Raw genomic sequence first — 23,470 nt, 5'->3', positions numbered from 1 at the left:
CCTCGCTCCGGCCTTGCTCCCGGGAGGACCGCGCCCACGGCCCATCCATGGGCCGAAGCGCTTGCCGGGCATCCTGCCCGTCACCTCCCTCCGCAAGACCTCCGCTCGGCCTCCTGAAGTCGCAATCTGTGTCGTCTGGACCTTCGCGTATAGAAAGCAAGATCAAAAGCCACAGCCACAGCCAAAGCCAAGCATGTGTTTTTGCTCTGCAACTTATTGATTTTACTTGGGCTATCCGCCTACGTGATTGTGTACCCTGCAATGCAGGTATAGACTTTGCACACCGATCACCCTAGGCCCCCTGTGGTCCTCCCGACCGCCCGCGAGCATGAAACCACCGATCCAGTTGCCCCTGGGTGTGCGCCTGCGCGATGACGCCACCTTCATCAACTACTATCCGGGCGCCAATGCTGCGGCATTGGGCTACGTCGAGCGGCTATGCGAAGCCGACGCCGGCTGGACCGAGAGCCTCATCTACCTGTGGGGCAAGCAGGGTGTCGGCCGCAGTCACCTGTTGCAGGCCGCGACGCACCGCTTCCAGCAGCGCGGCGAAGCCGCCGTGTACCTGCCCCTGGCGCAACTGCTTGACCGGGGCGTCGGGCTGCTCGACTACCTGGCGCAGTACGAGCTGGTGTGCATCGACGACTTGCACGTGATCGCCGGCAAGGCCGATTGGGAAGAGGCGATGTTCCACCTGTTCAACCGCCTGCGCGACAGCGGCCGGCGCCTGCTGCTGGCCGCCTCGGCGTCCCCCCGCGAACTGCCCATCAAACTTCCTGACCTCAAATCGCGCCTGACCCTCGCGCTGGTCTTCCAGATGCGCGGCCTGTCCGATGAAGACAAGCTCCGCGCCCTGCAGCTGCGTGCCTCGCGCCGCGGCCTGCACCTGACCGACGAGGTCGGCCACTTCATCCTCACCCGTGGCACCCGCAGCATGAGTGCGCTGTTCGACCTGCTTGAACGCCTCGACCAGGCTTCGTTGCAGGCGCAACGCAAATTGACCATCCCGTTCCTGAAGGAAACACTCGGCTGGTAAGCCCGTAAATACGGGGCTTTGAGCGGCAAAACGAAAAAGTCACATCTTTTTCGATAAAATTTGCAAATGGTCCCGATAGAAGGCATAGTTTCCCCCTTCTAAAGGATTACAGACACGGTCGTGCCCATGCTAAAGCGCTTCGCACCCCTCGTGCCCCTCGCACTCGTGACCCTGTTGATTGGCTGTGCGGCACAAAGCCCGGTTTCCCAGCCCCAGGATCACACCCCGGTTGCCTCGCAATCGGTGACCAAGGCCAAAGCTTCGGCTTCCTCCGTCTTCGGCGAACAGGAAGAACTGGCCACCGAAGATGATCTGCAAGCGTTCTCCAGCGGCAGCAAGCCTTACCAACTGCCAGTGCTGGCAGACAGCATTCTCGAGCGCGGCATGTCGCTGATCGGCACCCGCTACCGCTTCGGTGGTACCTCGGAGGCCTCCGGCTTCGACTGCAGTGGCTTCATCGGTTATCTGTTCCGTGAAGAGGCCGGCATGAACCTGCCGCGTTCGACCCGCGAAATGATCAACGTCGATGCACCCAAGGTAGCCCGCAACAAGCTCAAGCCAGGCGACTTGCTGTTCTTCAGCACCAATGGCCGTGGCCGGGTCAGCCATGCCGGCATCTACCTGGGTGACAATCAGTTCATCCACTCCAGCAGCCGCCGCAGCGGTGGTGTGCGCATCGACAACCTCGGTGACCGCTACTGGAGCAAGACCTTCATTGAAGCCAAGCGTGCCTTGGCCATGGCGCCGACTACCAATATCGCGCGCAACTGATATCAAAATGATGTATCTTGCCGCGGCGGCGATGCTTGATAAAAAAAGCTCGCCGCCGTGCGCATTTACAGAAAGCGTCTAATCTAAATTCTCAACACTTTTCGGCTGCGGCCTGCGGTCTCAGACAGGATGTTCTGGCCATGAAGATGATGGCGCGCTTCGCATTCCTTTCCCTGGTGGCATTGCTTGCCGCCTGCTCCAGCCGTGCGCCTGCACCGGCACCGGTTGTGCAACCCAAGATCACCTACAGCCAGCCCGATGGTTCGCCCATTGCCGATGACGTGCTGATCCGCGCGATCGGCCTGGTCGGTACGCCGTACCGTTGGGGGGGCAACACGCCGGATTCCGGTTTCGATTGCAGCGGCCTGATCGGCTATGTCTACCGCGATGCCGCCGGTATCAGCCTGCCGCGCTCGACGCGGGAGATGATCGTCATGCGTGCACCCACCGTGGATATGAAGGCGCTGCAATCCGGTGACTTGGTGTTCTTTGCCACCAGCGGTGGCTCGCAGGTCAGCCACGCCGGTATCTATGTGGGTGAGGGGCGCTTTGTGCATGCGCCATCCACTGGCGGCACGGTGCGCCTGGACTACCTCTCCAACAGCTATTGGTCCAAGGCCTACCTGCAGGCCAAACGGGTTATTCCCCAAGGCCACTTGGCGCAGAACCCTTGATCAAGCCAGGCGCTACGGCGCCTTGCTGACCCGCCACACCACGTTACCGACATCGTCCGCCACCAGCACGCCGCCGCGCTGGTCGTTGACGACCCCGACCGGTCGCCCCATGGCCCTGCCATCGCTGTCGAGAAAGCCTGTGAGCAGGTCGACCGGCTTCGCCGTAGGTTTACCGGCGCGGTCGAACGGTACCAGGATGACCTTGTAGCCGCTGTGCGGTTTGCGGTTCCACGAACCATGCTGGCCGACCAACGCGCCGTGATCAAACGGCGGTGGCAGCACGCCAGGTTGCGCGAACGCCAGCCCCAACGAGGCGGTATGTGGGCCTACTGCATAATCTGGCACCAACGCGCGGGCTACTTTCTGCGGATCCTGCGGTTTGACGCGTTCATCGACATGCTGCCCGTAGTAGCTGTAAGGCCACCCATAGAATCCGCCATCCTTGACCGAGGTGATGTAGTCCGGCACCAGGTCACTGCCAATCTCGTCACGCTCGTTGACCGCTGTCCACAAGGCGCCCGTATGCGGCTCCCAGGCCAGGCCGTTGGGGTTGCGCAAGCCTGAGGCAAAAATCCTGTGCGTGCCGCTGGCGGCATCGACTTCCCAGATCGCCGCGCGACCCTGCTCCTGGTCCAGGCCGTTCTCGCCGACATTGCTGTTCGAGCCCACGGTCACATACAGCTTCTTGCCATCAGCGCTGGCAATCACGTTCTTGGTCCAGTGGTGGTTGAGCGTCCCGCCGGGCAAATCGACAACTGCCTTGCCGGGCTCGCGAATCTGCGTGGCCCCTGGCGAGTACTTGAAACGCAGCAGTCGGTCGGTGTCGGCGACATAGAAGTTATTGCCCACCAAAGCCATGCCGAACGGTGAGTTGAGCCCCTCGATAAAGGTCGAGCGCAGCTCGGCAACGCCGTCATGGTCGGCATCCCGCAGCAACGTGATGCGGTTGGCGCTAGGCACCCCGGCGCCTGCGCGCTTCATCGCCTTGCCCATCACCCAGCCGCGGATGCCCTTGCCATCCTCGGGCTTGGGCGGGGCGTTGGTCTCGGCGACCAGCACGTCGCCATTGGGCAGCACATACAGCCAGCGCGGATGATCGAGTTTGTCGGCGAAGGCCGCCACTTGCGTGCCCGCTGCAGCCTTGGGCTTGCCGCCGCTAGGCCAGCCGATGGCGGGTGCGATGTTGACGGTCGGGATCAGTGTCGGATTTGGCGCAGGCAATTGCGGTGCAGGCCCGCTGCCTGCATCGACACCCAGTAATGCGGTGTCGCCACATCCCGCCAGAAAGGCGCCCAGCGCCCAGGGTAAGAGAATGCCGATGCGATTCATGGACGCCGCGCTCCTGAGTAGGTCTCTCAGTATTCAGAGCGCGGCCAGGCATGCCAGTTCATCCAACTTCTTCAAGGTCCAGGTGGTCGATGCGCTCGAAACGCTCGATCAAAAAGTCGATCAGCCTGCGCACCCGCGCCGACAGGTGCAGCTGCTGCGGGTACACCGCGTAGACGTCAGCACGGGTTGGCGTCTGATCTTCCAGCAACAGCCGCAAACGCCCGCTACGCACGTAGCGGGCAATGTCCCACTCGGCGCGCAGCAAGATGCCATGGCCATGCAGCGCCCAGTTCAGTGCCACCTCACCGTCGTTGCAGCTCAGTGCACCCTGCACCTTGATGTTCTGCGTGCGCCCGCCGTTGGTGAAGCTCCACACGCCATAGGGCGATTCATTCTGGCGCAGGAAAATGCAGTTGTGCTGGGCCAGGTCCGTCAGTTTCAGCGGTGTGCCGTGCTTTTCCAGGTACAGCGGTGAAGCGCACAGCAGGCGGCGGTTGGACGCGATCTTGCGGGCATGGAAAGAGGCGTCCGGCAGGCTGCCGAAGCGAATCCCCAGGTCGAAGCCGTGGCTGGCCAAGTCCAGCGGGTGGTCGCTGATTTCCAGCTGCACCTCGATGTCCGGGTAGCGCGCGTAGAAGTCGGCCAGGGCCGGGCCGATGTAGCGGCGGCCAAAACCCAGCGAGGCGTTCACCCGGATCAAGCCCTTGGGCTCGGCGCGGTGGCGGCCGATCAATTGTTCCACTTCATCGACCTGGACGAGGATGCGCGCGGCGTGAGCGAAGTACAGCTCGCCCTCGGCGGTCAGGCTCATGGAGCGGGTGGTGCGGTTGACCAGGCGCACGCCCAGGCGTGCCTCCAGTGCTGCCAGGCGCTTGCTCACCGCCGGCGGCGTGACGCCTAGCTCGCGTGCGGTGGCTGCCAGGCTGCCTTGCTTGGCCAGGAGGTGAAAGAAGCCCAGGTCCTGTGTTGGATTCATCATTAACCCATGGTTACTTAAGAGGTAATTCAGGGTTAACTGCTGCCCTGGGTTCACTACATATACTCGGCTCATACCCGCCAGCACAAGCCCGGCGGGCCACAACAAGCATGGGAGTCGAGGCATGAGCAACTACAAGATCGCGGCAATTCCGGGTGATGGCATTGGTGTCGAGGTGATCGCCGCGGGTGTCGAGGTACTGCAGGCACTGGCTGCCAAGCGCGGTAGTTTCGGCATCGATTTCGAGCATTTCGATTGGGGCTCGGAGCGTTACCTGCGCGAAGGCCAATACATTCCCGAGGGCGGCCTGGAAAGGCTGAAAACCTTCGATGCCATCTTCTTCGGCGCCGTGGGCAGCCAGGAAGTACCGGACCATGTGTCGCTGTGGGGCCTGCGCCTGCCGATCTGCCAGGGCTTCGATCAGTTCGCCAATGTACGCCCGGCCCGCGTGTTGCCAGGGGTGACCAGCCCGCTGGCCAAGGGCAAGGCAATTGACTGGGTGATCGTGCGGGAGAACTCCGAAGGGGAATACTCCGGCAGTGGCGGCCGTGTCCACCAGGGCTTGCCGATCGAAGTGGCCACCGAGGTCTCGACCTTCACCCGCGTTGGCGTCGAGCGCATCCACCGCTTCGCTTTCGAGCTGGCCCGCACTCGCCCGGCAAAACACCTGACCCTGGTAACCAAGTCCAACGCGCAGCGCCATGGCATGGTGCTGTGGGACGAGGTGTTCGAGGAGGTGGCCAAGGATTACCCCGATGTGCGCACCACCCGCGAGCTGGTGGACGCCGTGACCACGACCATGGTGCTCAAGCCCGAGCAGCTGGATGTGGTGGTGGCCACCAACCTGCATGCCGACATCCTGTCCGACCTGGCTGCTGCGCTGTCCGGCAGCCTGGGCATCGCGCCCACCGCCAACCTCAACCCCGGCCGTGACTTCCCGTCGATGTTCGAGCCCATCCATGGCTCGGCGTTCGATATCACCGGCAAGGGCGTGGCCAACCCCATCGCTACCTTCTGGACCGCGGTGATGATGCTTGAGCATCTGGGCGAACACGCTGCCGCGCGCGAGCTGATGGCCGCGATCGAAGCGGTCACCGAAAGTGGCCTGCACACGCCTGACCTGGGCGGCAAGGCCACCACCCGTGAAGTGACCGATGCAGTGTTGGCGCTGATTCGTCGCTAAAGCTCAAAGCCCATCGTCGGCAACCGGCGATGGGCTTTGTGAAATCACCCCCGTTCGATTGACGCTCCCCATTCAACCCTCTAACCTTCGCGCGTGTTTCAGGTGCCCTGCCAGCCTTGTCTGGGTGGGGTGAAACTGGGAAGCCGGTGGGCGCCATAAAGGGCGCGAGTCCGGCGCTGCCCCCGCAACGGTAGGTGAGTCAAAGGCCGCGCAGGGCCACTGGATGCCAGCATCCGGGAAGGCGCGCAGGCCGGGCCGACGCCCGCTCACAAGCCCGGAGACCGGCCTGTCACTGCCAACGGCATCACGGAGGGTGATGCGCGGTGCACCGTGGCGTCTGGCCACGGCTCCTGCGCGCTCTCCGCCTGCCTGTCTATCGACCTGTCGCCGCTTCTTCGCGTGGCGTCAGCCTGCGGAGTACCCCCATGAGCGAACTCACCGACCGCGACGAACGCCACCTGGCGCGCATGCAGCGCAAGAAGGCAGTCATCGACGAGCGCATCGCCAATTCCCCAAACGAATGCGGCCTGTTGCTGGTACTTACCGGCAACGGCAAGGGCAAGAGCAGCTCGGCCTTCGGCATGCTCGCGCGCGCTTTGGGCCATGGCATGCAGTGCGGCGTGGTGCAGTTCATCAAGGGCCGCAACAGCACCGGCGAGGAGCTGTTCTTCCGGCGCTTCCCCGAGCAGGTGCGCTACCACGTGATGGGCGAGGGCTTTACCTGGGAAACCCAGGATCGTCAGCGCGACATCGCCGCCGCCGAAGCGGCTTGGACGGTTTCGCGCCAATTGCTGCAAGACCCGTCCGTGCAGTTTGTGGTGCTCGATGAACTGAACATCGCGCTCAAGCATGGCTACCTCGACCTCGACCAGGTGCTCTGCGACATCCAGGCGCGTCCCCCCATGCAGCATGTGATCGTCACGGGCCGCGCGGCCAAGCCGGAAATGATCGAGCTGGCCGACACGGTCACCGAGATGGGCATGCTCAAGCATGCGTTCCAGGCGGGCATCCGCGCGCAGAAGGGCGTCGAACTGTGAGCCACACGCGACACTGCCCGGCCGTACTGATCGCGGCCCCGGCTTCTGGCCAGGGCAAGACCACCGTGACTGCGGCCCTGGCCCGCCTGCACCGCAACCTCGGGCGTAAAGTCCGGGTGTTCAAGTGCGGGCCTGATTTTCTCGACCCGATGATCCTCGAGCGCGCCAGCGGTGCGCCGGTGTACCAGCTCGACCTGTGGATGATCGGCGCCGAAGAGAGCCGCCGCCTGCTGTGGGAAGCGGCGGGCGAGGCTGACCTGATCCTGATCGAGGGGGTCATGGGGCTGTTCGACGGTACCCCGTCCAGCGCCGACCTGGCCCGCCACTTCGGCGTACCGGTGCTGGCGGTGATCGATGGCACTGCCATGGCCCAGACCTTTGGCGCCCTGGCCTTGGGCCTGGCGCGCTACCAGGCCGACCTGCCGTTCGCCGGTGTGCTGGCCAACCGGGTGGGCAGCCTGCGCCATGCGCAACTGCTTGAAGGCAGCCTTACCGAGGGGCTGCGCTGGTACGGCGGGCTGTCGCGCGAGCGCGGCATCGAGCTGCCCAGCCGCCACCTGGGGTTGGTGCAGGCCAGTGAGCTGAATGACCTGGATGCGCGCCTGGACGCTGCCGCCCAAGCCCTGGGCAGCAGCTGCGATGCAGCATTGCCGCCGCCGGTGGCCTTCGCCGAACCCTCGCCGCAGCCCTGCGCCGCGTCGCTGGCTGGCGTGCGCATCGGCGTGGCGAAGGACGAAGCGTTTGCCTTCACCTATGGCGCCAACCTCGACCTGCTGCGCGATCTGGGCGCCCAGCTGACATTCTTCTCGCCTGTGCACGATCAGGCGCTGCCCGATGTGGACAGTTTGTACCTGCCGGGCGGCTATCCCGAGCTGCATCACCATGCCCTGGCTGCCAACGCGCCGATGACCGAAGCCATCCGTGCCCATCACGCCGCGGGCAAGCCCCTGCTGGCCGAATGCGGCGGCATGCTCTACCTGCTCGATGCCTTGACCGACGTTGCCGGTGAACGTGCTGCGCTGCTCGGCCTGCTGCCGGGCGAGGCGACCATGCAGAAACGCCTGGCAGCGCTTGCCCTGCAGGCCGTCGAGCTGCCCGAGGGTACCCTGCGCGGGCATACCTACCACCACTCGCTGACCAGCACCGCGCTGGAACCGATTGCCCGGGGCCTGAGCCCCAATGGTGGGCGCGGTAACGAAGCGGTCTACCGCCTGGGCCGGCTCACTGCGTCTTACGTGCACTTTTATTTCCCGTCCAACCCCGAGGCGGCGGCGGCGCTGTTGCGGCCATGAGCGAACACGCCTTCAGTGATGCCGAGCGCGCCGCGGTCTACCGGGCCATCGGCGAGCGTCGCGACATGCGCCACTTTGCCGGCGGCACGGTGGCCCCCGAGGTGCTCGGCCGCCTGCTCGGCGCCGCGCATCAGGCCCCCAGCGTTGGCCTGATGCAGCCGTGGCGCTTCGTTCGCATCACGCAGGGCGAACTGCGCGGGCGCATCAAGGCGCTGGTAGAGCAGGAGCGGTTGCGCACGGCCGAGGCCTTGGGCGAGCGTACCGACGCCTTCATGAAGCTCAAGGTCGAAGGCATCAACGATTGCGCCGAACTGTGGGTGGCGGCGTTGATGGACAACCGTGAGCCACACATTTTCGGCCGCCGAACCTTACCGGAAATGGACCTGGCCTCGCTGGCCTGCGCGATTCAGAACCTCTGGCTGGCGGCCCGTGCCGAAGGCCTTGGCATGGGCTGGGTTTCGCTGTTCGAGCCCCAGGCACTGGCCGAGCTGCTGGGCATGCCGGCCGGCGCCAAGCCGGTCGCGGTACTGTGCCTTGGGCCGGTAACCGAATTTTATCCGGCACCCATGTTGGTGATGGAAAACTGGGCCGAAGAGCGGCCCTTGAGTGACATGCTGTTCGAGAACCAATGGGGAGAGCGCCAATGAGCGTGGCCTTGCTGACCGTGGCCGGGGTGGCCCTGGATGCGTTGCTGGGCGAGCCGCAGCGGCGCCACCCGCTGGTGGCCTTTGGCAACCTGGCATCGGGCCTGGAGCGGCGCCTGAATGCTGGTGGGCGAGGCTGGCGCAGCCACGGCGTGAGTGCCTGGTTCCTGGCCGTGGTGCCCTTGACGCTGGTCGCGCTGATCCTGTCCTGGCTGCCCTATGTGGGCTGGCTGGTGGACGTGCTGGCGCTGTATTGCGCGCTGGGCCTGCGCAGCCTGGGCGAGCACGTGCTGCCAGTTGCCAGTGCCCTGCGCCAGGGCGACCTGGAAGAAGCACGGCGGCGTGTGGGCTATCTGGTCAGCCGCGAAACCCGCGAGCTCGATGAACCCGCTGTGGCCCGAGCCGCCACCGAATCGGTGCTGGAGAACGGCAGCGATGCGGTGTTCGCCGCGCTGTTCTGGTTCATCATCGCCGGTGCGCCGGGCGTGGTGCTGTACCGCCTGAGCAATACCCTGGACGCCATGTGGGGCTATCGCAATGAACGTTTCGAGCGCTTTGGCTGGTGCGCGGCGCGCATCGACGATGTGCTCAACTATATGCCCGCCAGGCTGGTGGCGCTGACCTACGCGCTGCTCGGCAAGGCCCGCCTGGCGTTGGCCTGCTGGCGCAAACAGGCGACGTTGTGGGACAGCCCTAACGCCGGGCCGGTGATGGCAGCAGGTGCCGGGGCGCTGGGCGTCGAGCTCGGCGGCCCGGCCGTGTACCACGGCGAGTTGCACGAGCGCCCGCGTCTGGGCGAAGGGCCGATGGCCGACGCCGACGCTATCGAGCGTGGCTGGAGCCTGGTGCAACGTGGCGTGTGGCTGTGGTTGCTGCTGATTTGCCTGGGAGCGTACTTGAATGCTTGAGCACGGAGGCCGCCTGTTGCGGGCGGTACGGCAGTACGGCATTGCCCGTGAGGCCTGGCTCGACCTGTCCAGCGGCATCGCGCCCTGGCCGTACCCGATCCCGCCGATCCCGGTGGATGCCTGGGCCCGCCTGCCGGAAACGGAGGATGGCCTCAAAGCTGCTGCACGTGCTTATTACGGCGCTCGCCAGTTGCTGGCAGTGGCCGGCTCGCAGGCGGCGATCCAGGCCTTGCCGCAGTTGCGCCCGACGGGCCGGGTTGGCGTCCTGTCGCCGTGCTACGCGGAGCATCCGCAGGCCTGGCAGCGGGCAGGCCACCGGCTGATCGAGCTGGATGAAGCGCAGGTCGAGGGCACACTCGACAGCCTCGATGTGCTGGTGCTGGTCAACCCGAACAACCCCACCGGCCGGCGTATACCCCGCGAGCAGCTGCTTGCCTGGCATGCCCGCCTGGCCGAGCGGGGCGGCTGGCTGGTGGTCGATGAAGCGTTCATGGACAACACCCCCGAACACAGCGTGGTGCAGTGTGCCGAGCGCCCCGGGCTGATCGTGCTGCGCTCGTTCGGCAAATTCTTCGGCCTGGCCGGTGTGCGGCTTGGCTGCGTGGCAGCCGAACTGCCACTGCTACAGCGCCTTGCTGATCTGCTTGGCCCGTGGACCGTCAGCGGCCCGACCCGAGTAGTGGCCCAGGCCTGTTTCGCCGACCAGGCAGCGCACCCGGCGCAGATCGAACGCTGCGCCCAGGCCAGCCAACGGTTGGCCGTGCTTCTGGAACGCAGCGGCCTTGCGCCTACGGGCAGCTGCGACCTGTTCCAGTACGTGCGTAGCGACCGTGCCGCGCACCTGCATGACTTTCTCGCCCGCCGGGGCATCCTCGTCCGCCTGTTCGAGTACCCGCCAGCCGTGCGCCTCGGCCTGCCCGCCAGCGGGGCCGATGAACAGCGCCTGGCACAAGCCCTGGCCGATTATCAGAAGGAAACGGCATGACCACCCTCATGGTGCAAGGCACCACCTCCGATGCCGGCAAGAGCACGCTGGTCACCGCGCTGTGCCGCTGGCTGTTGCGCCAGGGCGTGGCCGTGGTGCCGTTCAAGCCGCAGAACATGGCGCTCAACAGCGCAGTGACCGCAGATGGTGGCGAAATCGGCCGTGCCCAGGCCGTACAGGCCCAGGCCTGCCGGCTGGCGCCGCACACCGACATGAACCCGGTGCTGCTCAAGCCCAACAGCGACACCGGTGCCCAGGTGATCATCCATGGCCGCGCAGTCACCAGCATGAATGCGGTGGCCTATCACGACTACAAAGCCATCGCCATGCAGGCGGTACTGGCGTCACACCAGCGCCTGAGCGCCGAATACCCGGTGGTGATGGTCGAAGGGGCGGGCTCGCCCGCCGAGATCAACCTGCGCGCCGGTGACATCGCCAACATGGGCTTCGCCGAAGCGGTCGACTGCCCGGTAATCCTGGTGGCCGACATCAACCGGGGCGGGGTTTTCGCCCACCTGGTCGGCACCCTCGAACTGCTGTCGCCGAGCGAGCAGGCGCGGGTCAAGGGCTTCGTCATCAACCGCTTCCGTGGCGACATCGCCTTGCTGCAGCCGGGCCTGGACTGGCTGCAGCAGCGCACCGGCAAACCGGTGCTGGGCGTGCTGCCGTATGTCACCGACCTGCACCTGGAGGCCGAAGACGGTATCGATGTGCGCCAGGCGGCCAAGGATGAGCGCGTGCTCAAGGTGATCGTTCCGGTGTTGCCGCGCATCAGCAACCACACCGACTTCGACCCGCTGCGCCTGCACCCGCAGGTGGACCTTCAGTTCATCGGCCCTGGCCAGCCGATTCCGCCGGCCGACCTGATCATCCTGCCGGGCTCCAAGAGCGTGCGCGGCGACCTGGCGCAACTGCGTGCGCGCGGCTGGGACACGGCCATCGCCCGGCACCTGCGCTATGGCGGCAAGCTCATCGGTATTTGCGGTGGGCTGCAGATGCTCGGCCACCACGTGCACGACCCGCTTGGCCTGGAAGGGGCTGCAGGCTCCAGCCCGGGCCTGGGGCTGCTCGATTACACCACGACCCTCGAAGCCGAGAAGCAACTGCGCAACGTGGCCGGGGCGTTGAGCCTTGAGCAAGCAGCCGTGGCAGGGTACGAAATTCATGCCGGTGTCACCCACGGCCCTGCGCTGCAATGCCCGGCCGTGCAGTTGGCCGATGGCCGCAGCGATGGCGCCATCAGCGCCGACGGGCAGATCCTTGCCACCTACCTGCACGGCCTGTTCGAAGGCAGCCAGTCGTGCGCCGCACTGCTGCGCTGGGCGGGCCTGGAGGGCGTGCAGCAGGTCGACTATGAGGCCCTGCGCGAGCGCGATATCGAGCGCCTGGCCGACCTGGTGGAAAAACACCTGGATACCGCGCACCTGCGCCAGCTCTGTGGGGTCGCCTGACATGCTCAACCTGATCCTTGGCGGCGCCCGCTCGGGCAAAAGCCGCCTGGCTGAACGACTGGCTGCCGACAGCGGCCTGCCGGTGACCTACATCGCCACCAGCCAGCCGCTCGATGGCGAAATGAGCGAACGCGTGCGCCTGCACCGCCAGCGTCGGCCAACCGACTGGGGGCTGATCGAGGAACCCCTGGCCCTGGCCGCCGTGCTGCGCGCCGAGGCCGCCGAAGGGCGCTGCCTGCTGGTGGACTGCCTGACCCTGTGGCTGACCAACTTGCTGATGCTCGAAGACGAGCAGCGCCTGGCCGAGGAACGCGACGCGCTGCTCGACTGCCTTGTGCAGCTGCCCGGCACGATCCTCCTGGTCAGCAACGAAACCGGCCTGGGCGTGGTGCCCATGGGCGAGCTGACCCGGCGCTATGTCGACCAGGCCGGCTGGCTGCACCAGGCCGTCGCCGAACGCTGCCAGCGGGTGGTACTGACCGTCGCTGGCCTGCCCCTGATGCTCAAAGGACCTGCACTATGAACCCGACCTGGTGGCGTGACGCCTGCCAACCTCTCGACACCGCCGCCATGGACCAGGCCCGCGCCCGTCAGCAGCAGCTGACCAAACCTGCCGGATCGCTCGGCCAGCTGGAAGGCCTGGCCGTGCACCTGGCCGGCCTGCAAGGGCGTGAGCGGCCGACCCTGGACCAGGTCGCCATCACTATTTTCGCCGGTGACCATGGCGTGGTCGAGGAGGGCGTCTCGGCTTACCCGCAAGCGGTGACCGGACAGATGCTGCGCAACTTCGTCGGCGGCGGCGCGGCGATCAGCGTGCTGGCGCGCCAGCTGCAAGCCAGCCTGGAAGTGGTCGACCTGGGCACCGTCGACCCGGCACTCGAGCTGCCGGGTGTCCGCCATTTGCGCCTGGGCGCGGGTACCGCCAACTTCGCCCGGCAACCCGCGATGACCGACGCGCAACTGCATGCCGCCCTGCAGGCCGGCCGCGACAGCGCCCAGCGCGCCGCGGCTAACGGCGCGCAGCTGTTCATCGGCGGCGAGATGGGCATCGGCAACACCACCGCAGCTGCGGCACTGGCCAGCACGCTGCTGGCCTGCCCGGCGGGTGACCTGAGCGGCCCGGGCACTGGCCTGGACGCTGCCGGCGTGCGCCACAAGGCTGAGGTGATCGAGCGCGCCCTGGTACTGCACGGCCTGCGCGCCGACGACCCGCTGCAGGCGCTGGGCTGTGTCGGCGGCTTCGAGATCGCTGCGCTGGCTGGGGCCTACCTGGCCTGCGCGCAGCAGGGCATTGCCGTGTTGGTTGATGGCTTCATCTGCAGCGTCGCCGCGCTGGTTGCAGTGCGCCTCAACCCGCACTGCCGCGCCTGGCTGCTGTTCGCCCACCAGGGCGCCGAGCCAGGGCACCAGGCCTTGCTTGAAGCGCTGCAGGCCGAGCCGCTGCTGGCCCTCGGCCTGCGCCTGGGTGAGGGCAGTGGTGCCGCCCTGGCCGTACCGCTGATGCGCCTGGCCTGTGTGCTGCACGGGCAGATGGCGACCTTCGCCGAAGCGGCCGTGGCGGACCGCCCGGCATGATCCTCGACCTGCTGCGCCACGGTGAAACCGAACAGGGCGGCGGCTTGCGTGGCAGCCTTGACGACGCCTTGACCGAACAGGGCTGGGCGCAGATGCGCGGTGCTGTACGTGAGGGCGGGCCTTGGCAGGTGCTGGTCAGCTCGCCCTTGCAGCGCTGCGCGCGGTTTGCCGACGAGCTGGGGGCGCGCCTGGGTTTGCCGGTGCAGCGCGAGGCGGGCCTTCAGGAGCTGCATTTCGGTGAATGGGAAGGGCGCAGCGCCTTGCAGATCATGCAAACCCAGGCCGATGAACTTGGGCGTTTCTGGGCGGACCCTTACGGCTATACACCGCCTGCCGGCGAGCCTGTGAGTGCGTTCGCCGAGCGCGTGCTCGCTGCGGTTGCTCGGCTGTACCAGCAGCATGCCGGCAAACGGGTACTGCTGGTCACCCATGGCGGCGTCATGCGCTTGCTGTTGGCGCGCGCCCGTGGCCTGCCGAAAGAGCAATTGCTGCAAGTCGAAGTGGGGCACGGCGCGTTGCTGCGCGTGCTGATGAATGAAGACGGGCTGGTGGAAGAGGTACGCTGAGATGCTGCCGTTCTGGATTGCCCTGCAGTTCCTGAGCAGCCTGCCGGTACGCTTGCCGGGGATGCCCGAGCCGCGCGAAGTGGGGCGCTCGCTGCTGTGCTATCCACTGGTGGGCCTGCTGTTCGGGGTGTTGCTGTGGCTGGCCAGCCACCTGCTGCAAGGCACGCCCGCCCCGTTGCATGCGGCCTTGTTGCTGGCGTTATGGGTACTGCTAAGTGGAGCGCTGCACCTGGACGGCCTGGCCGACAGCGCCGATGCCTGGCTGGGCGGGTTCGGCGACCGGGAGCGTACGCTGCAGATCATGAAGGATCCGCGTAGCGGGCCAATTGCGGTGGTGACCCTGGTGTTGGTGTTGCTGCTGAAGTTCTGTGCGTTGTGGGTGCTGGTCGAGCGCGGTGCAGGGGCGCTATTGGTACTGGCGCCGGTGGTGGGGCGGGCGGCGATGCTGGGGCTGTTCCTCGGGACGCCCTACGTGCGCCCGGGTGGACTGGGGCAGGCACTGGCCGAGCACCTGCCGCGGCGCGCGGCGGGCTGGGTGCTGCTGGGTAGCATGCTGCTGTGCCTGCTACTGGGTGGCCTGCGCGCTGTCTGGCCCATGGTTGTGGCAATCGGTGTGTTCCTCTGGCTGCGCCGGCTGATGTGCCAGCGGCTGGGAGGGGCCACCGGGGATACGGCCGGGGCGCTCCTGGAGTTGCTTGAGCTCGCGGTCGTGTTGGCCCTGGCGTTGGCTTTCTGAGCAGCTGACGGGCGGCGGCAATATCCCGCAAAGCATGGGTAACTGATTCCCGTACAGAAGGGGCGTACGCTCGGCGCTTCGAAAATGCTGACCGGGGTGGCCTTCATGCATTACTGGATCCTTGCCTGTCTGCTCGGGCTGCACTCATTGTCGGCCAGCGCCGCCGACCTTATCGACTTCTGGGGCACGCCGCGCCACGGCGGCAACAGTTTCAACCGGCTACCCCCTGATCAGGCCTACTTCGAGGCCTTGCGCGGTTATGGCGCGACCTGGGTACGGCTTTCCTACGACAAATGGCAGCCGGCGCAACGCGATTTTCTGCTGGGCGATGCCGACCACTATCAGGGCTTGCCCAAGGCAGACCTTGAGCAATTGCGCGCGGTGCTCGACCGCGCTCACCAGGCAGGCCTGAAGGTGGTGATCACGCCCTTGTCCCTGCCAGGCATGCGCTGGTCGCAGAACAACGATGGCCAGTTCGATGACCGTTTGTGGCAGGACAAACGCTACTGGTCGCAGGCTGCGGACTTCTGGCGTGACCTGGCTCGCGAGCTGAAGGGGCACCCGGCCATTGCCGCCTACAACCTGATCAACGAACCGGCACCCGAAATGCAGGGCGGGCTTGCCGAGCATGCGGCTGCCCCTCTGATGCAGCGATGGTATGAGCGTGAGAAGGGCGGTGCACGCGACCTGCCGGGGTTGTATCGCCAGCTGCTTTCGGCGGTTCGTGAAGTGGATGAGGTCACTCCGGTCATGGTCGACGCTGGCTGGTACGCTGCAGCCGATGCATTCAGCTATTGGCCTGAGCCGTTGCAGGACGATCGTGTGCTTTACAGCATCCATATGTACGAGCCCTACGCCGCCACAAGCGCGCCGAACATGACCCGCAAACAGCCGCTGGCCTATCCGGGTACTGTACCTTTCGCCGGGCAGAGCGAGCAGTGGGATGGCCGGCGCGTGGCGCAATACCTGGAGCAGCCGCTGGCGTGGTTGGCGGCCATGAAGGTCCCAAGCACGCGGCTGGTGGTCGGCGAGTTTGGCTGCATGCGTCGGTTGCCAGGTTGTCAGCAATACCTGGAGGACGTGCTCAAGGTGCTTGATCACAATCAGTTGCACTGGGCCTTCTACAGCTTTCGTGAAGACAGCTGGGATGGCATGGATTACGAGTTGGGGTCGGCCAAGGTCCCTTGGCGCTATTGGCAGGCTATTGAGAAGGGCGCAGCCGACCCGCTGGCCCGCCAGGCGACGAGCGAATTCGAGCCAATCCGGCGGCGGTTGGTCCAGAGTGCCCAGTGAAACTTCTTGCAACATCCATATCGCGGGTATATACACGTATCCATGTTGACCAGTGAATGCATCTGCACCCATCTGCGTCGCGCCGCCCGTGGGGTGAGCCGGCATTACGACGAAGCCCTGGTCGGCTTCGGCATCAATGTCGCCCAGTTTTCCCTGCTGCGCCATCTGCAGCGGCTCGACCGCCCGAGTATCACCAGCCTGGCTGAAGCCATGGGCCTTGAGCGCAGCACCCTGGGCCGCAACCTGCGGGTGCTCGAGGCCGAGGGCCTGGTGGCGCTGGCCGACGGTGACGATCAACGCAACCGCGTGGTGCTGTTGACGGCGGCTGGGGCAGAACGTCTGCAAGCGGCGTACCCGGCTTGGGAACAGGCCCAGCGCCTGCTGGTAGAGCAACTGGGTGAGGGGCAGCGTGACGAGCTGGTGCGTCTGCTGGGGCAACTGGCGTGATGCTTACGATTATAAGCGGGTATATACCCGTATAACCTTGCGATGTGCTGGAGATAACGACAATGACTTCGGTTTGGCGAACCAGCGGGTGGGTACTGACAGGGGCGGCGCTGATCCTGGCGTTGTCACTCGGTGTTCGGCACGGCTTCGGCCTGTTCCTGGCGCCGATGAGCGCCGATTTCGGTTGGGGGCGCGAGGTGTTCGCCTTCGCCATCGCCCTGCAGAACCTCATCTGGGGCCTGGCGCAGCCGTTTGCCGGCGCGCTGGCCGATCGCTTCGGCGCTGCCAAGGTGGTCATCATTGGCGGCATTCTGTATGCCGCCGGGTTGCTGCTGATGAGCACCGCCGACTCGGCCTGGTCGCTGTCGCTCAGCGCCGGCCTGCTGATCGGCATCGGCCTGTCGGGCACTTCGTTCTCGGTCATTCTGGGCGTGGTCGGCCGGGCTGTTCCGGCAGAAAAGCGCAGCATGGCCATGGGTATCGCCAGTGCGGCCGGTTCGTTTGGCCAGTTCGCCATGTTGCCCGGCACCCTCGGCCTGATCGAGTGGCTGGGCTGGTCGGCCGCCTTGCTGGTGCTTGGCCTGCTGGTGGGTTTGATCGTGCCCTTTGTCGGTATGCTGCGTGACCGCCCGCTGCCCAGCCATGGTGCCGAGCAGACGCTGGGCCAAGCGCTGCACGAAGCCTGCTCGCACTCCGGGTTCTGGCTGCTGGCCCTGGGCTTTTTCGTCTGCGGCTTTCAGGTGGTGTTCATCGGTGTGCATTTGCCGGCCTACCTGGTCGACCAGCACCTGCCGGCCACGACCGGCACTACCGTGCTGGCGCTGGTCGGGCTGTTCAATATCGTCGGTACCTACACGGCAGGCTGGTTGGGTGGGCGCATGTCCAAGCCGCGCCTGCTGACGGCGTTGTACCTGCTGCGCGCAGTGGTGATCGTGTTGTTCCTCTGGGCGCCGGTCACCCAGTACAGCGCCTACCTGTTCGGTATCGCCATTGGCCTGTTGTGGCTCTCGACCGTGCCGTTGACCAATGGCACCGTGGCCTCCGTGTTCGGTGTGCGCAATCTATCGATGCTGGGCGGCATCGTCTTCCTGTTCCACCAGTTGGGCGCCTTCCTCGGCGGCTGGTTGGGCGGGGTGGTGTATGACCGCACCGGCAACTACGACTTGGTCTGGCAGATCTCGATCCTGCTGAGCCTGTTGGCTGCGGCGCTCAACTGGCCGGTGAGTGAACGCCCGGTCGCCCGCCTGCAGGCCCAGGCCGCATGAAGCGCTACCTGGCCCGCGGCCTGCTGGCCCTCGCCGCCGCCCTGCTGCTGGTGTTGGCGTGGTGGGGCTGGCACCAGGGCGGCATGGCGTTGATGCAACTGGGCATGGGCGTTTGTTAGGCGCTACCCTGCAAGTTCAAGGAATGTCTTGCAGGAGAACCGAACGATGCGTGCACATAGGTTGATAATGCCGTTGCTGGCCCTCTTCGCCGCCAGCTCTGCCTGGGCTGCGGATTGCCCGGCGTTGTTGCAGGGTAGCTTGCCCGAGTTGCGTGGCAAGGGACAGGTCGACCTGTGCCAGCGCTTTGCCGGCAAGCCGTTGGTGGTGGTCAACACCGCCAGCTACTGCGGGTTTGCGCCGCAGTTCGAGGGGCTCGAGCGTACCTACAAGGAGTACCACGAGCAGGGGCTGGAAATGCTCGGTGTGCCATCTAATGATTTCAAGCAGGAAGACGCTGACAGCGAGAAGACAGCCAAAGTCTGTTACGCCAATTATGGTGTGACCTTCACCATGACCAAGACCCAGGCGGTGCGGGGCAAGGATGCGACGCCGCTGTTCGTGGAGTTGGCGCAGCAGAGCAGTGCGCCGAAGTGGAATTTCTACAAGTATGTGGTGGATCGCAAGGGCAAGGTGGTCGGCAATTTCTCCAGCCTGACCAAGCCGGATGATCCGGCGTTCAGGGCGGCGATCGAGAAGGCTATCGCTTCGCAGCCTTGAGAAGCGCCGCTTTGGGGCTTCTCGCCACCGCCTTGCCGCCAGCAACGGCCCATCCATGGGCCTACGCGCTGGAAGGCGCGGCTCTCTTCAGTGTGGGTGTACGGTCAGTGCAACCAGGCGCAACACCACAGGCCTCACCATCAGCACGCACACGAACGCCACGGGCATGGCCAGTTGGTACGCCTTGAGCACGTTGTTCAGGTACTGCGGGTTGACGCCAGCATTGGCAGCAGTGATCACGAAGCACATCAACAGCGCCATGATTGACGACATGTAGAACGCAAAGACATAGGGCGTGGCACTGGGGCGTAGTTTGCGCCGGCTGCGGGCTTGGGACAGGTTGCTCATGCGAACTCCTGAAAAATGGCTGGAGGCGCAGGTTAGCAATGCAGTGGGCCACGGCTGTAGACCGGCAATGCTGAGTTCTTTATAAAGAGATTCTTACGAATCAAAGGGCTCGGCATGGATTTGCTCAATACCATCCGCAGTTTCATCAAGGTGGTCGAGGCCGGCAGTATTGCCGGCGGGGCGCGGAGCCTGGGGATCAGCCCGGCAGCGGTCAGTCAGAACATCGCCCGCCTCGAAGGCCACCTGCAAGTGCGCCTGCTCAGCCGCACCACTCGCAGCATGGCGTTGACGCCTGCCGGTTCGCTTTATTACGAGCGGGTCAGGTTGGTAGAGCGGGACCTTGCCCAGGCCGAGCTGGCTGTCACCACCCCCGATAGCGAGCCCCAGGGGCGGCTGTGCATTGCCTCCACTTCGGCATTCGGGCGCCACGTGCTGGCGCCGCTGATCCCTGCATTCAGCGCACGTTACCCGTTGCTTTCGATAGAGTTGGTAACGACCGACCGAAGGGTCAATCACGCCCGTGAGGACATTGACGTCAGCCTGCGCATTGCCCCACAACTGGAGGATCAGTTGCTGGCGCGGCATATCGCGCGTATCCCATTCATCTGCTGCGCGTCCCCCGGCTACCTGGCGAGCGCAGGCTTGCCGGCCACGCCCGAGGCGCTGCGCGAGCATCGCTGCCTGGTGTTCCGCTACCCGGTAGATGGCCGCTTCCTGCGTTGGGGGTTCATGCGTGACGGCCTGCGGTTCGAGGCGGAGTTCGGCTCGGTATTGATCAGTGACGATATCGATGCCCTGACCCAGATGGCGCTCAACGACGGTGGCATCACCCGGCTGGCGGAGTTCATGGTCACGCCGTACCTGGCTTGCGGTGCGCTGGTGCCATTGTTCGAATACCGCGACAACCGCCAGGCGTATGCCCAGACCGAGCCGATGGACATCTACCTGTGCCTGGCCGACCGCTTCGCCATGACGCCGAAGGTGCGTGCATTCATGGACTATTTGCGCGATTCGCTGGGTGACAGCTGGCAGGTCCAGGCGTAAAAAAACCGCCACGCGGGCGTAATGCTGGTCACTTGAGAATGGCGGGGCCGCAGAGCGGCCCTGGCATCTCAAGTGAAAAGCACTACCTCGAGGGCGGTTTCTTTCATGCAGCGATACGAATCAGAAGCGGTAGGTGAGGGATGCACCGACACCATGCGCGCTGTTTTCGTACTTGGCCTGGTAGCTGCCTTTGGTGGCGCTGACCTGGTTGACCTTGGTGTCTTCTTCCCACAGGTAGGAGTAAGCCACGTCGATGGTCATGTCGTCGTTCGGGCTCCAACCTGCACCCAGGCTGAACACCTTGCGATCGCCGGTAGGGATGCGGGGTGAACGGTCGTGGTTGTTGGTTGGCGACTGGTCGACGGTGAAGCCTGTGCGCAGTACCCATTCCTTGTTCACCTTGTAGGACGCGCCAATGGCGTGTGCCCAGGTGTCGTGCCAGTTCTGCTCTTCAGAGATGGTCTGGAACGCCGAGCCAGCCAGCGGTGCCGGTACATCGTTCTGCACGGTGATGTCTTTCAGGCGGCTCCAGCGGGTCCAGGTGCTGCCTGCGTACAGGGTCCACTGGTCATCGAGCTCATGGGTGACCGAAAGGTCAACCGATTCCGGCGTCTTGATCTTCAGGCTGGCGTCGAACTTGTTGCCGTTGAATGGCCCGATCAGCGGGGTGCTGACGCGGGTCTTGCCCTCGAGCTTGTAGTCGACCATGGAATGGTAGGTCAGGCCGACACGGGTGCTGTCGGTGGCCTGTACCAGGATACCGATGTTGTAACCAACGGCGGTATCGTCACCCTTGATCTTGACTTCACCATCGTTGCGGCCAGGCGTGAACGGGTTGATCAGGCTCGAACCCAGTTCGCCCTTGATACGGTTGATGGTCGGGCCGAAACCGATCGAAACCTTGTCATTGAAGGCGTAGCTGATGGTCGGCTGGAAGGTGACCACCTCGACGTGGCTCTTCTTGCCCCAGTAGCGCGCGGCATCGTCGCTACCGTAGTCGGTGACCAGGCCGAAGGGCACGTAGATGCCGAAACCGACACTCCAGTGATCATCGATAGGCTTCACGTAGTAGCCCATCGGTACGCCGACCACAGGCACCATGTCACCGTCGGTTTCCCCCCCGAGGTTGCTGCCAGGGCCTGAGATATCAGACTTGGCGATGACGGCTGCGCCGCCCACGGTGATTTGCTCGCGCTTGAGGCGGGACATGCCTGCTGGGTTGCCAAACACGGTGCTGGCATCTTCGGCAGAAGAAGAACGTCCCGCGAAACCTGTCCCCATGCTGCTGATGCTTTGTTCGTTGAGTGCGAAGCCGGCAGCGAACAGTTGGCTGGAAGCGAAAGCAACGGCTAAGCCGAGGGAGGTTTTGAGCATTACTTTTTTCATTATTAGAAACTCCTTGGGATCTCCGGGGCGAAAAGCTACCAACAAATCACGCGCCGCGCTATAGCCTCAATCACAGGAGATAGAGCGGTTTTGTAGGACAATCCGACCAAAATTCCTTTTTTTCCGGTAAACGTGTAGGGCGTTTCTTAAGATGCCTGTGGAAACTTCTGTTCAATACACAGATGCCAGGCCTGAGTGAAGTCGCGCAAGCGACCTTGGGGGTGGAAGATTTGCCGCCAGATGCGCGCCTGGCCCAGCAGATCGTCGGCGGCAGGCAAGGGCGTTGATTGCGCCTCGATGAGCATCCAGGCAATGGCGGTGGAGTAGCGCAGGTTGACTGCAAGTTCCAGGTGCGGCCCACCCAGAAACGCGTGCTGGCTCGCCAGGCCGCGTACCAGGCTGGCTAGCTCCGGATCACGGGCGAGGAAATCATCCCAGACGGCCTGATGGCGATGCTCGCCGATGCGGTAGAGGCCGTGGCCACGGCGGTCGTGCAGGGCGGAGCCGAGCGCGGATTGGCTGGCTGCGATGCCGAGCAAAAGGGCTTCGGCACTGGCACAGTGACGATCAAGGTAGACCAAGGTTGGTCGAATCACATACTGACACAATTCATTCGCCGCAATACCCATGATGCCCTCGAGCAGTAAGGGACCGACGGGCGCTGGAGCTTGGCAGCTGGTGAGTGTTCAGGCCCGCCGGAAGCGGTAAGCACCGCTCGAGTTGAAGTGTAGTGTGATAATCATGGTGTAAAGGGCTGTTTTTAAATCGATTGCTGCCTGACGTTCTGCGCTATATGCCATGCGGCACTTAAGCAAAGAACGAACAGGTAGCGTGCGACTCGGAACATTCAGCGCTTGAATGCCCCGGTATTCGCCGCTCACGCAGTGAGCGACTGGCGGGTCCGGGCGATGACGGCTTGCAGCGGTTCCGAGCGGCTGTACTGCTCTGGGTACAGGCGTTCGGTGTGACAGGCGATGCCGTGCTCGTCCACCAGGGTGAAGCTGAAATTGCCCTTGCGTGGGGCAGTGATCAGGCACTTCAACGGGGAGAAGGCCTGGGAAAGGGTGCCAATGGCAGCCTGAATTTGATGATGAGTATGCATATTGTTGGATGTTCCTGCTTTAAACACGGGAGTTATGATCCGTGCATGATAGAAACGTTCCAGTGACGCCTTTATTAAGGGACGAACGAACCTGACTGGAACAGGGCAGCCAGAGGAGGCGCAATCAAAAGTGGGCGCTTGGGCTGACTGGTAGGTACTTCAGAGGGCAGGCAGCATGCCGGGGCCAAGGTTCTAGGCCATCGGTATGGAATCCTGATCAATCTGTCACGTGATTCGTGCTTGAACAGCGCGGGGCTGGCGAGTGAATCATCGAAAGGGCCGGTCCTGGTTTCAGCAGTGATGCTCTTGGGGGGAGCTCTACTGCAAGGACGCTTCTGGCCAGAATTGACTTTCAGCTTGGTACTAACGAGGGGCACCTTACCGGAACTCGGCGGGCTTTGCAAGCCTTGCGTCACTCCCTCAGGTAGCCGAGCAGTATGGCGCTTCTTTCGCGCCGTGGGAAGAGGGGGCAAGTGGCCTGCAACTGGCCGGATGTACCAATTTCGTGCATTCGAATGCGGGTTTTCGGTGCACTTGTTCACATTCGAGGCGGGGGTTGTAACAGCCCGGCAACAGTCCTGCAGAAGCTCGCCAATGCCTTGACTGGCACCTTAAGTCAATGAAAAAAAACACTAATTTTAGCTGGTGAAAAAATCGACAGTTTGACTGTAAGCCCCATTTCATAGGGGTTTGCGGGGTCAATAC

General features: G+C 64.4%; 26 protein-coding genes and 1 riboswitch. Of the genes, 20 read left to right on the top strand and 6 right to left on the bottom strand.

Features of this window, described 5'->3' with window-relative positions:
• Positions 1-328: 328 nt before the first annotated feature.
• The 3 genes from hda (at position 329) to ABEH27_RS23040 (ending at position 2,481) form a co-directional block, all read left to right on the top strand.
• Complete coding sequence (gene hda / locus ABEH27_RS23050) at positions 329-1,036, top strand: DnaA regulatory inactivator Hda (protein ID WP_346615777.1); 708 nt, start codon at positions 329-331, stop codon at positions 1,034-1,036.
• Between the two features lie 126 nt (positions 1,037-1,162).
• Positions 1,163-1,807, top strand: coding sequence for a C40 family peptidase (locus ABEH27_RS23045; protein ID WP_346615776.1), 645 nt, complete (start codon positions 1,163-1,165; stop codon positions 1,805-1,807).
• 140 nt (positions 1,808-1,947) lie between these two features.
• Positions 1,948-2,481, top strand: a complete 534-nt coding sequence (locus tag ABEH27_RS23040; RefSeq protein ID WP_346615775.1) for an NlpC/P60 family protein — start codon at positions 1,948-1,950, stop codon at positions 2,479-2,481.
• A 12-nt stretch (positions 2,482-2,493) separates the two neighbouring features.
• Here ABEH27_RS23040 and ABEH27_RS23035 read toward each other — a convergent pair whose 3' ends face one another.
• On the bottom strand, positions 2,494-3,810 hold the full coding sequence (locus ABEH27_RS23035) for a sorbosone dehydrogenase family protein (protein WP_346615774.1): 1,317 nt from the start codon (positions 3,808-3,810) through the stop codon (positions 2,494-2,496).
• Between the two features lie 58 nt (positions 3,811-3,868).
• Positions 3,869-4,786, bottom strand: a complete 918-nt coding sequence (locus tag ABEH27_RS23030; RefSeq protein ID WP_346615773.1) for a LysR family transcriptional regulator — start codon at positions 4,784-4,786, stop codon at positions 3,869-3,871.
• Positions 4,787-4,910: 124 nt separating this feature from the next.
• On the opposite strand from ABEH27_RS23030, the gene ABEH27_RS23025 reads away from it, so the two are divergent.
• The 16 genes from ABEH27_RS23025 (at position 4,911) to ABEH27_RS22950 (ending at position 18,885) form a co-directional block, all read left to right on the top strand.
• Positions 4,911-5,969: a tartrate dehydrogenase gene (locus ABEH27_RS23025; protein WP_346615772.1), complete on the top strand. Its 1,059-nt coding sequence runs from the start codon at positions 4,911-4,913 to the stop codon at positions 5,967-5,969.
• Positions 5,970-6,052: 83 nt separating this feature from the next.
• Positions 6,053-6,274, top strand: a riboswitch (cobalamin riboswitch).
• Between the two features lie 120 nt (positions 6,275-6,394).
• Positions 6,395-7,006 carry a cob(I)yrinic acid a,c-diamide adenosyltransferase gene (gene cobO, locus ABEH27_RS23020; RefSeq protein ID WP_346615771.1) on the top strand — a complete coding sequence of 204 codons (612 nt, stop codon included), beginning with the start codon at positions 6,395-6,397 and terminating at the stop codon, positions 7,004-7,006.
• On the top strand, positions 7,003-8,298 hold the full coding sequence (locus tag ABEH27_RS23015; protein ID WP_346615770.1) for a cobyrinate a,c-diamide synthase: 1,296 nt from the start codon (positions 7,003-7,005) through the stop codon (positions 8,296-8,298). The genes cobO and ABEH27_RS23015 overlap by 4 nt, the downstream gene beginning before the upstream one ends.
• On the top strand, positions 8,295-8,945 hold the full coding sequence (bluB, locus tag ABEH27_RS23010; protein ID WP_346615769.1) for a 5,6-dimethylbenzimidazole synthase: 651 nt from the start codon (positions 8,295-8,297) through the stop codon (positions 8,943-8,945). The genes ABEH27_RS23015 and bluB overlap by 4 nt, the downstream gene beginning before the upstream one ends.
• A complete protein-coding gene (cbiB, locus tag ABEH27_RS23005) occupies positions 8,942-9,850 on the top strand; it encodes an adenosylcobinamide-phosphate synthase CbiB (RefSeq protein ID WP_346615768.1) in 909 nt (302 codons plus the stop codon). Before bluB ends, cbiB begins: the two co-directional genes overlap by 4 nt.
• Complete coding sequence (cobD, locus tag ABEH27_RS23000; protein ID WP_346615767.1) at positions 9,843-10,835, top strand: threonine-phosphate decarboxylase CobD; 993 nt, start codon at positions 9,843-9,845, stop codon at positions 10,833-10,835. Before cbiB ends, cobD begins: the two co-directional genes overlap by 8 nt.
• On the top strand, positions 10,832-12,286 hold the full coding sequence (locus tag ABEH27_RS22995; RefSeq protein WP_346615766.1) for a cobyric acid synthase: 1,455 nt from the start codon (positions 10,832-10,834) through the stop codon (positions 12,284-12,286). The genes cobD and ABEH27_RS22995 overlap by 4 nt, the downstream gene beginning before the upstream one ends.
• 1 nt (position 12,287) lies before the next feature.
• Entirely contained in the window at positions 12,288-12,809 is a 522-nt protein-coding gene (cobU, locus tag ABEH27_RS22990) for a bifunctional adenosylcobinamide kinase/adenosylcobinamide-phosphate guanylyltransferase (RefSeq protein WP_346615765.1), read from the top strand.
• Entirely contained in the window at positions 12,806-13,861 is a 1,056-nt protein-coding gene (gene cobT / locus ABEH27_RS22985) for a nicotinate-nucleotide--dimethylbenzimidazole phosphoribosyltransferase (protein WP_346615764.1), read from the top strand. The genes cobU and cobT overlap by 4 nt, the downstream gene beginning before the upstream one ends.
• Complete coding sequence (gene cobC, locus ABEH27_RS22980) at positions 13,858-14,427, top strand: alpha-ribazole phosphatase family protein (protein WP_346615763.1); 570 nt, start codon at positions 13,858-13,860, stop codon at positions 14,425-14,427. The genes cobT and cobC overlap by 4 nt, the downstream gene beginning before the upstream one ends.
• A 1-nt stretch (position 14,428) precedes the next feature.
• Positions 14,429-15,163 carry an adenosylcobinamide-GDP ribazoletransferase gene (locus ABEH27_RS22975; protein ID WP_346615762.1) on the top strand — a complete coding sequence of 245 codons (735 nt, stop codon included), beginning with the start codon at positions 14,429-14,431 and terminating at the stop codon, positions 15,161-15,163.
• A 171-nt stretch (positions 15,164-15,334) separates the two neighbouring features.
• Complete coding sequence (locus ABEH27_RS22970) at positions 15,335-16,456, top strand: cellulase family glycosylhydrolase (protein ID WP_346615779.1); 1,122 nt, start codon at positions 15,335-15,337, stop codon at positions 16,454-16,456.
• A gap of 42 nt (positions 16,457-16,498) precedes the next feature.
• Positions 16,499-16,903, top strand: coding sequence for a MarR family winged helix-turn-helix transcriptional regulator (locus tag ABEH27_RS22965; protein WP_346615761.1), 405 nt, complete (start codon positions 16,499-16,501; stop codon positions 16,901-16,903).
• Positions 16,904-16,965: 62 nt separating this feature from the next.
• On the top strand, positions 16,966-18,168 hold the full coding sequence (locus tag ABEH27_RS22960) for an MFS transporter (protein ID WP_346615760.1): 1,203 nt from the start codon (positions 16,966-16,968) through the stop codon (positions 18,166-18,168).
• On the top strand, positions 18,165-18,287 hold the full coding sequence (locus tag ABEH27_RS22955; protein ID WP_346615759.1) for a hypothetical protein: 123 nt from the start codon (positions 18,165-18,167) through the stop codon (positions 18,285-18,287). Before ABEH27_RS22960 ends, ABEH27_RS22955 begins: the two co-directional genes overlap by 4 nt.
• 46 nt (positions 18,288-18,333) lie before the next feature.
• Positions 18,334-18,885, top strand: coding sequence for a glutathione peroxidase (locus ABEH27_RS22950; RefSeq protein WP_346615758.1), 552 nt, complete (start codon positions 18,334-18,336; stop codon positions 18,883-18,885).
• 87 nt (positions 18,886-18,972) lie between these two features.
• Here ABEH27_RS22950 and ABEH27_RS22945 read toward each other — a convergent pair whose 3' ends face one another.
• Positions 18,973-19,233 carry a DUF2798 domain-containing protein gene (locus tag ABEH27_RS22945; protein ID WP_346615757.1) on the bottom strand — a complete coding sequence of 87 codons (261 nt, stop codon included), beginning with the start codon at positions 19,231-19,233 and terminating at the stop codon, positions 18,973-18,975.
• Between the two features lie 114 nt (positions 19,234-19,347).
• On the opposite strand from ABEH27_RS22945, the gene ABEH27_RS22940 reads away from it, so the two are divergent.
• Positions 19,348-20,277 (top strand): LysR family transcriptional regulator, encoded by a 930-nt coding sequence (locus ABEH27_RS22940; protein WP_346615756.1) that lies wholly within the window; start codon positions 19,348-19,350, stop codon positions 20,275-20,277.
• A 120-nt stretch (positions 20,278-20,397) separates the two neighbouring features.
• Here the strand turns inward: ABEH27_RS22940 and ABEH27_RS22935 are convergent, their stop codons facing one another.
• The 3 genes from ABEH27_RS22935 to ABEH27_RS22925 all read right to left on the bottom strand — a co-directional run bounded on the left by ABEH27_RS22935 (position 20,398) and on the right by ABEH27_RS22925 (position 22,765).
• Positions 20,398-21,663, bottom strand: coding sequence for an outer membrane protein transport protein (locus ABEH27_RS22935; protein WP_346615755.1), 1,266 nt, complete (start codon positions 21,661-21,663; stop codon positions 20,398-20,400).
• A 146-nt stretch (positions 21,664-21,809) separates the two neighbouring features.
• Positions 21,810-22,292: a hypothetical protein gene (locus tag ABEH27_RS22930; RefSeq protein ID WP_346615754.1), complete on the bottom strand. Its 483-nt coding sequence runs from the start codon at positions 22,290-22,292 to the stop codon at positions 21,810-21,812.
• A 248-nt stretch (positions 22,293-22,540) separates the two neighbouring features.
• Positions 22,541-22,765 carry a hypothetical protein gene (locus ABEH27_RS22925; protein ID WP_346615753.1) on the bottom strand — a complete coding sequence of 75 codons (225 nt, stop codon included), beginning with the start codon at positions 22,763-22,765 and terminating at the stop codon, positions 22,541-22,543.
• Positions 22,766-23,470 lie beyond the last annotated feature (705 nt).

Source organism: Pseudomonas sp. P39-UII1 (assembly GCF_039672635.1).
Lineage (GTDB): Bacteria > Pseudomonadota > Gammaproteobacteria > Pseudomonadales > Pseudomonadaceae > Aquipseudomonas.
This window is presented reverse-complemented; position numbering and strand designations above follow the sequence as displayed.

Coding starts and splice junctions, on each gene's coding strand:
- hda (WP_346615777.1), top strand. CDS start 329: ATGAAACCACCGATCCAGTTGCCCCTGGGTGTGCGCCTGCGCGATGAC.
- ABEH27_RS23045 (WP_346615776.1), top strand. CDS start 1,163: ATGCTAAAGCGCTTCGCACCCCTCGTGCCCCTCGCACTCGTGACCCTG.
- ABEH27_RS23040 (WP_346615775.1), top strand. CDS start 1,948: ATGAAGATGATGGCGCGCTTCGCATTCCTTTCCCTGGTGGCATTGCTT.
- ABEH27_RS23035 (WP_346615774.1), bottom strand. CDS start 3,810: ATGAATCGCATCGGCATTCTCTTACCCTGGGCGCTGGGCGCCTTTCTG.
- ABEH27_RS23030 (WP_346615773.1), bottom strand. CDS start 4,786: ATGAATCCAACACAGGACCTGGGCTTCTTTCACCTCCTGGCCAAGCAA.
- ABEH27_RS23025 (WP_346615772.1), top strand. CDS start 4,911: ATGAGCAACTACAAGATCGCGGCAATTCCGGGTGATGGCATTGGTGTC.
- cobO (WP_346615771.1), top strand. CDS start 6,395: ATGAGCGAACTCACCGACCGCGACGAACGCCACCTGGCGCGCATGCAG.
- bluB (WP_346615769.1), top strand. CDS start 8,295: ATGAGCGAACACGCCTTCAGTGATGCCGAGCGCGCCGCGGTCTACCGG.
- cbiB (WP_346615768.1), top strand. CDS start 8,942: ATGAGCGTGGCCTTGCTGACCGTGGCCGGGGTGGCCCTGGATGCGTTG.
- cobD (WP_346615767.1), top strand. CDS start 9,843: ATGCTTGAGCACGGAGGCCGCCTGTTGCGGGCGGTACGGCAGTACGGC.
- ABEH27_RS22995 (WP_346615766.1), top strand. CDS start 10,832: ATGACCACCCTCATGGTGCAAGGCACCACCTCCGATGCCGGCAAGAGC.
- cobU (WP_346615765.1), top strand. CDS start 12,288: ATGCTCAACCTGATCCTTGGCGGCGCCCGCTCGGGCAAAAGCCGCCTG.
- cobT (WP_346615764.1), top strand. CDS start 12,806: ATGAACCCGACCTGGTGGCGTGACGCCTGCCAACCTCTCGACACCGCC.
- cobC (WP_346615763.1), top strand. CDS start 13,858: ATGATCCTCGACCTGCTGCGCCACGGTGAAACCGAACAGGGCGGCGGC.
- ABEH27_RS22975 (WP_346615762.1), top strand. CDS start 14,429: ATGCTGCCGTTCTGGATTGCCCTGCAGTTCCTGAGCAGCCTGCCGGTA.
- ABEH27_RS22965 (WP_346615761.1), top strand. CDS start 16,499: ATGTTGACCAGTGAATGCATCTGCACCCATCTGCGTCGCGCCGCCCGT.
- ABEH27_RS22960 (WP_346615760.1), top strand. CDS start 16,966: ATGACTTCGGTTTGGCGAACCAGCGGGTGGGTACTGACAGGGGCGGCG.
- ABEH27_RS22955 (WP_346615759.1), top strand. CDS start 18,165: ATGAAGCGCTACCTGGCCCGCGGCCTGCTGGCCCTCGCCGCCGCCCTG.
- ABEH27_RS22950 (WP_346615758.1), top strand. CDS start 18,334: ATGCGTGCACATAGGTTGATAATGCCGTTGCTGGCCCTCTTCGCCGCC.
- ABEH27_RS22945 (WP_346615757.1), bottom strand. CDS start 19,233: ATGAGCAACCTGTCCCAAGCCCGCAGCCGGCGCAAACTACGCCCCAGT.
- ABEH27_RS22940 (WP_346615756.1), top strand. CDS start 19,348: ATGGATTTGCTCAATACCATCCGCAGTTTCATCAAGGTGGTCGAGGCC.
- ABEH27_RS22935 (WP_346615755.1), bottom strand. CDS start 21,663: ATGAAAAAAGTAATGCTCAAAACCTCCCTCGGCTTAGCCGTTGCTTTC.
- ABEH27_RS22930 (WP_346615754.1), bottom strand. CDS start 22,292: ATGGGTATTGCGGCGAATGAATTGTGTCAGTATGTGATTCGACCAACC.
- ABEH27_RS22925 (WP_346615753.1), bottom strand. CDS start 22,765: ATGCATACTCATCATCAAATTCAGGCTGCCATTGGCACCCTTTCCCAG.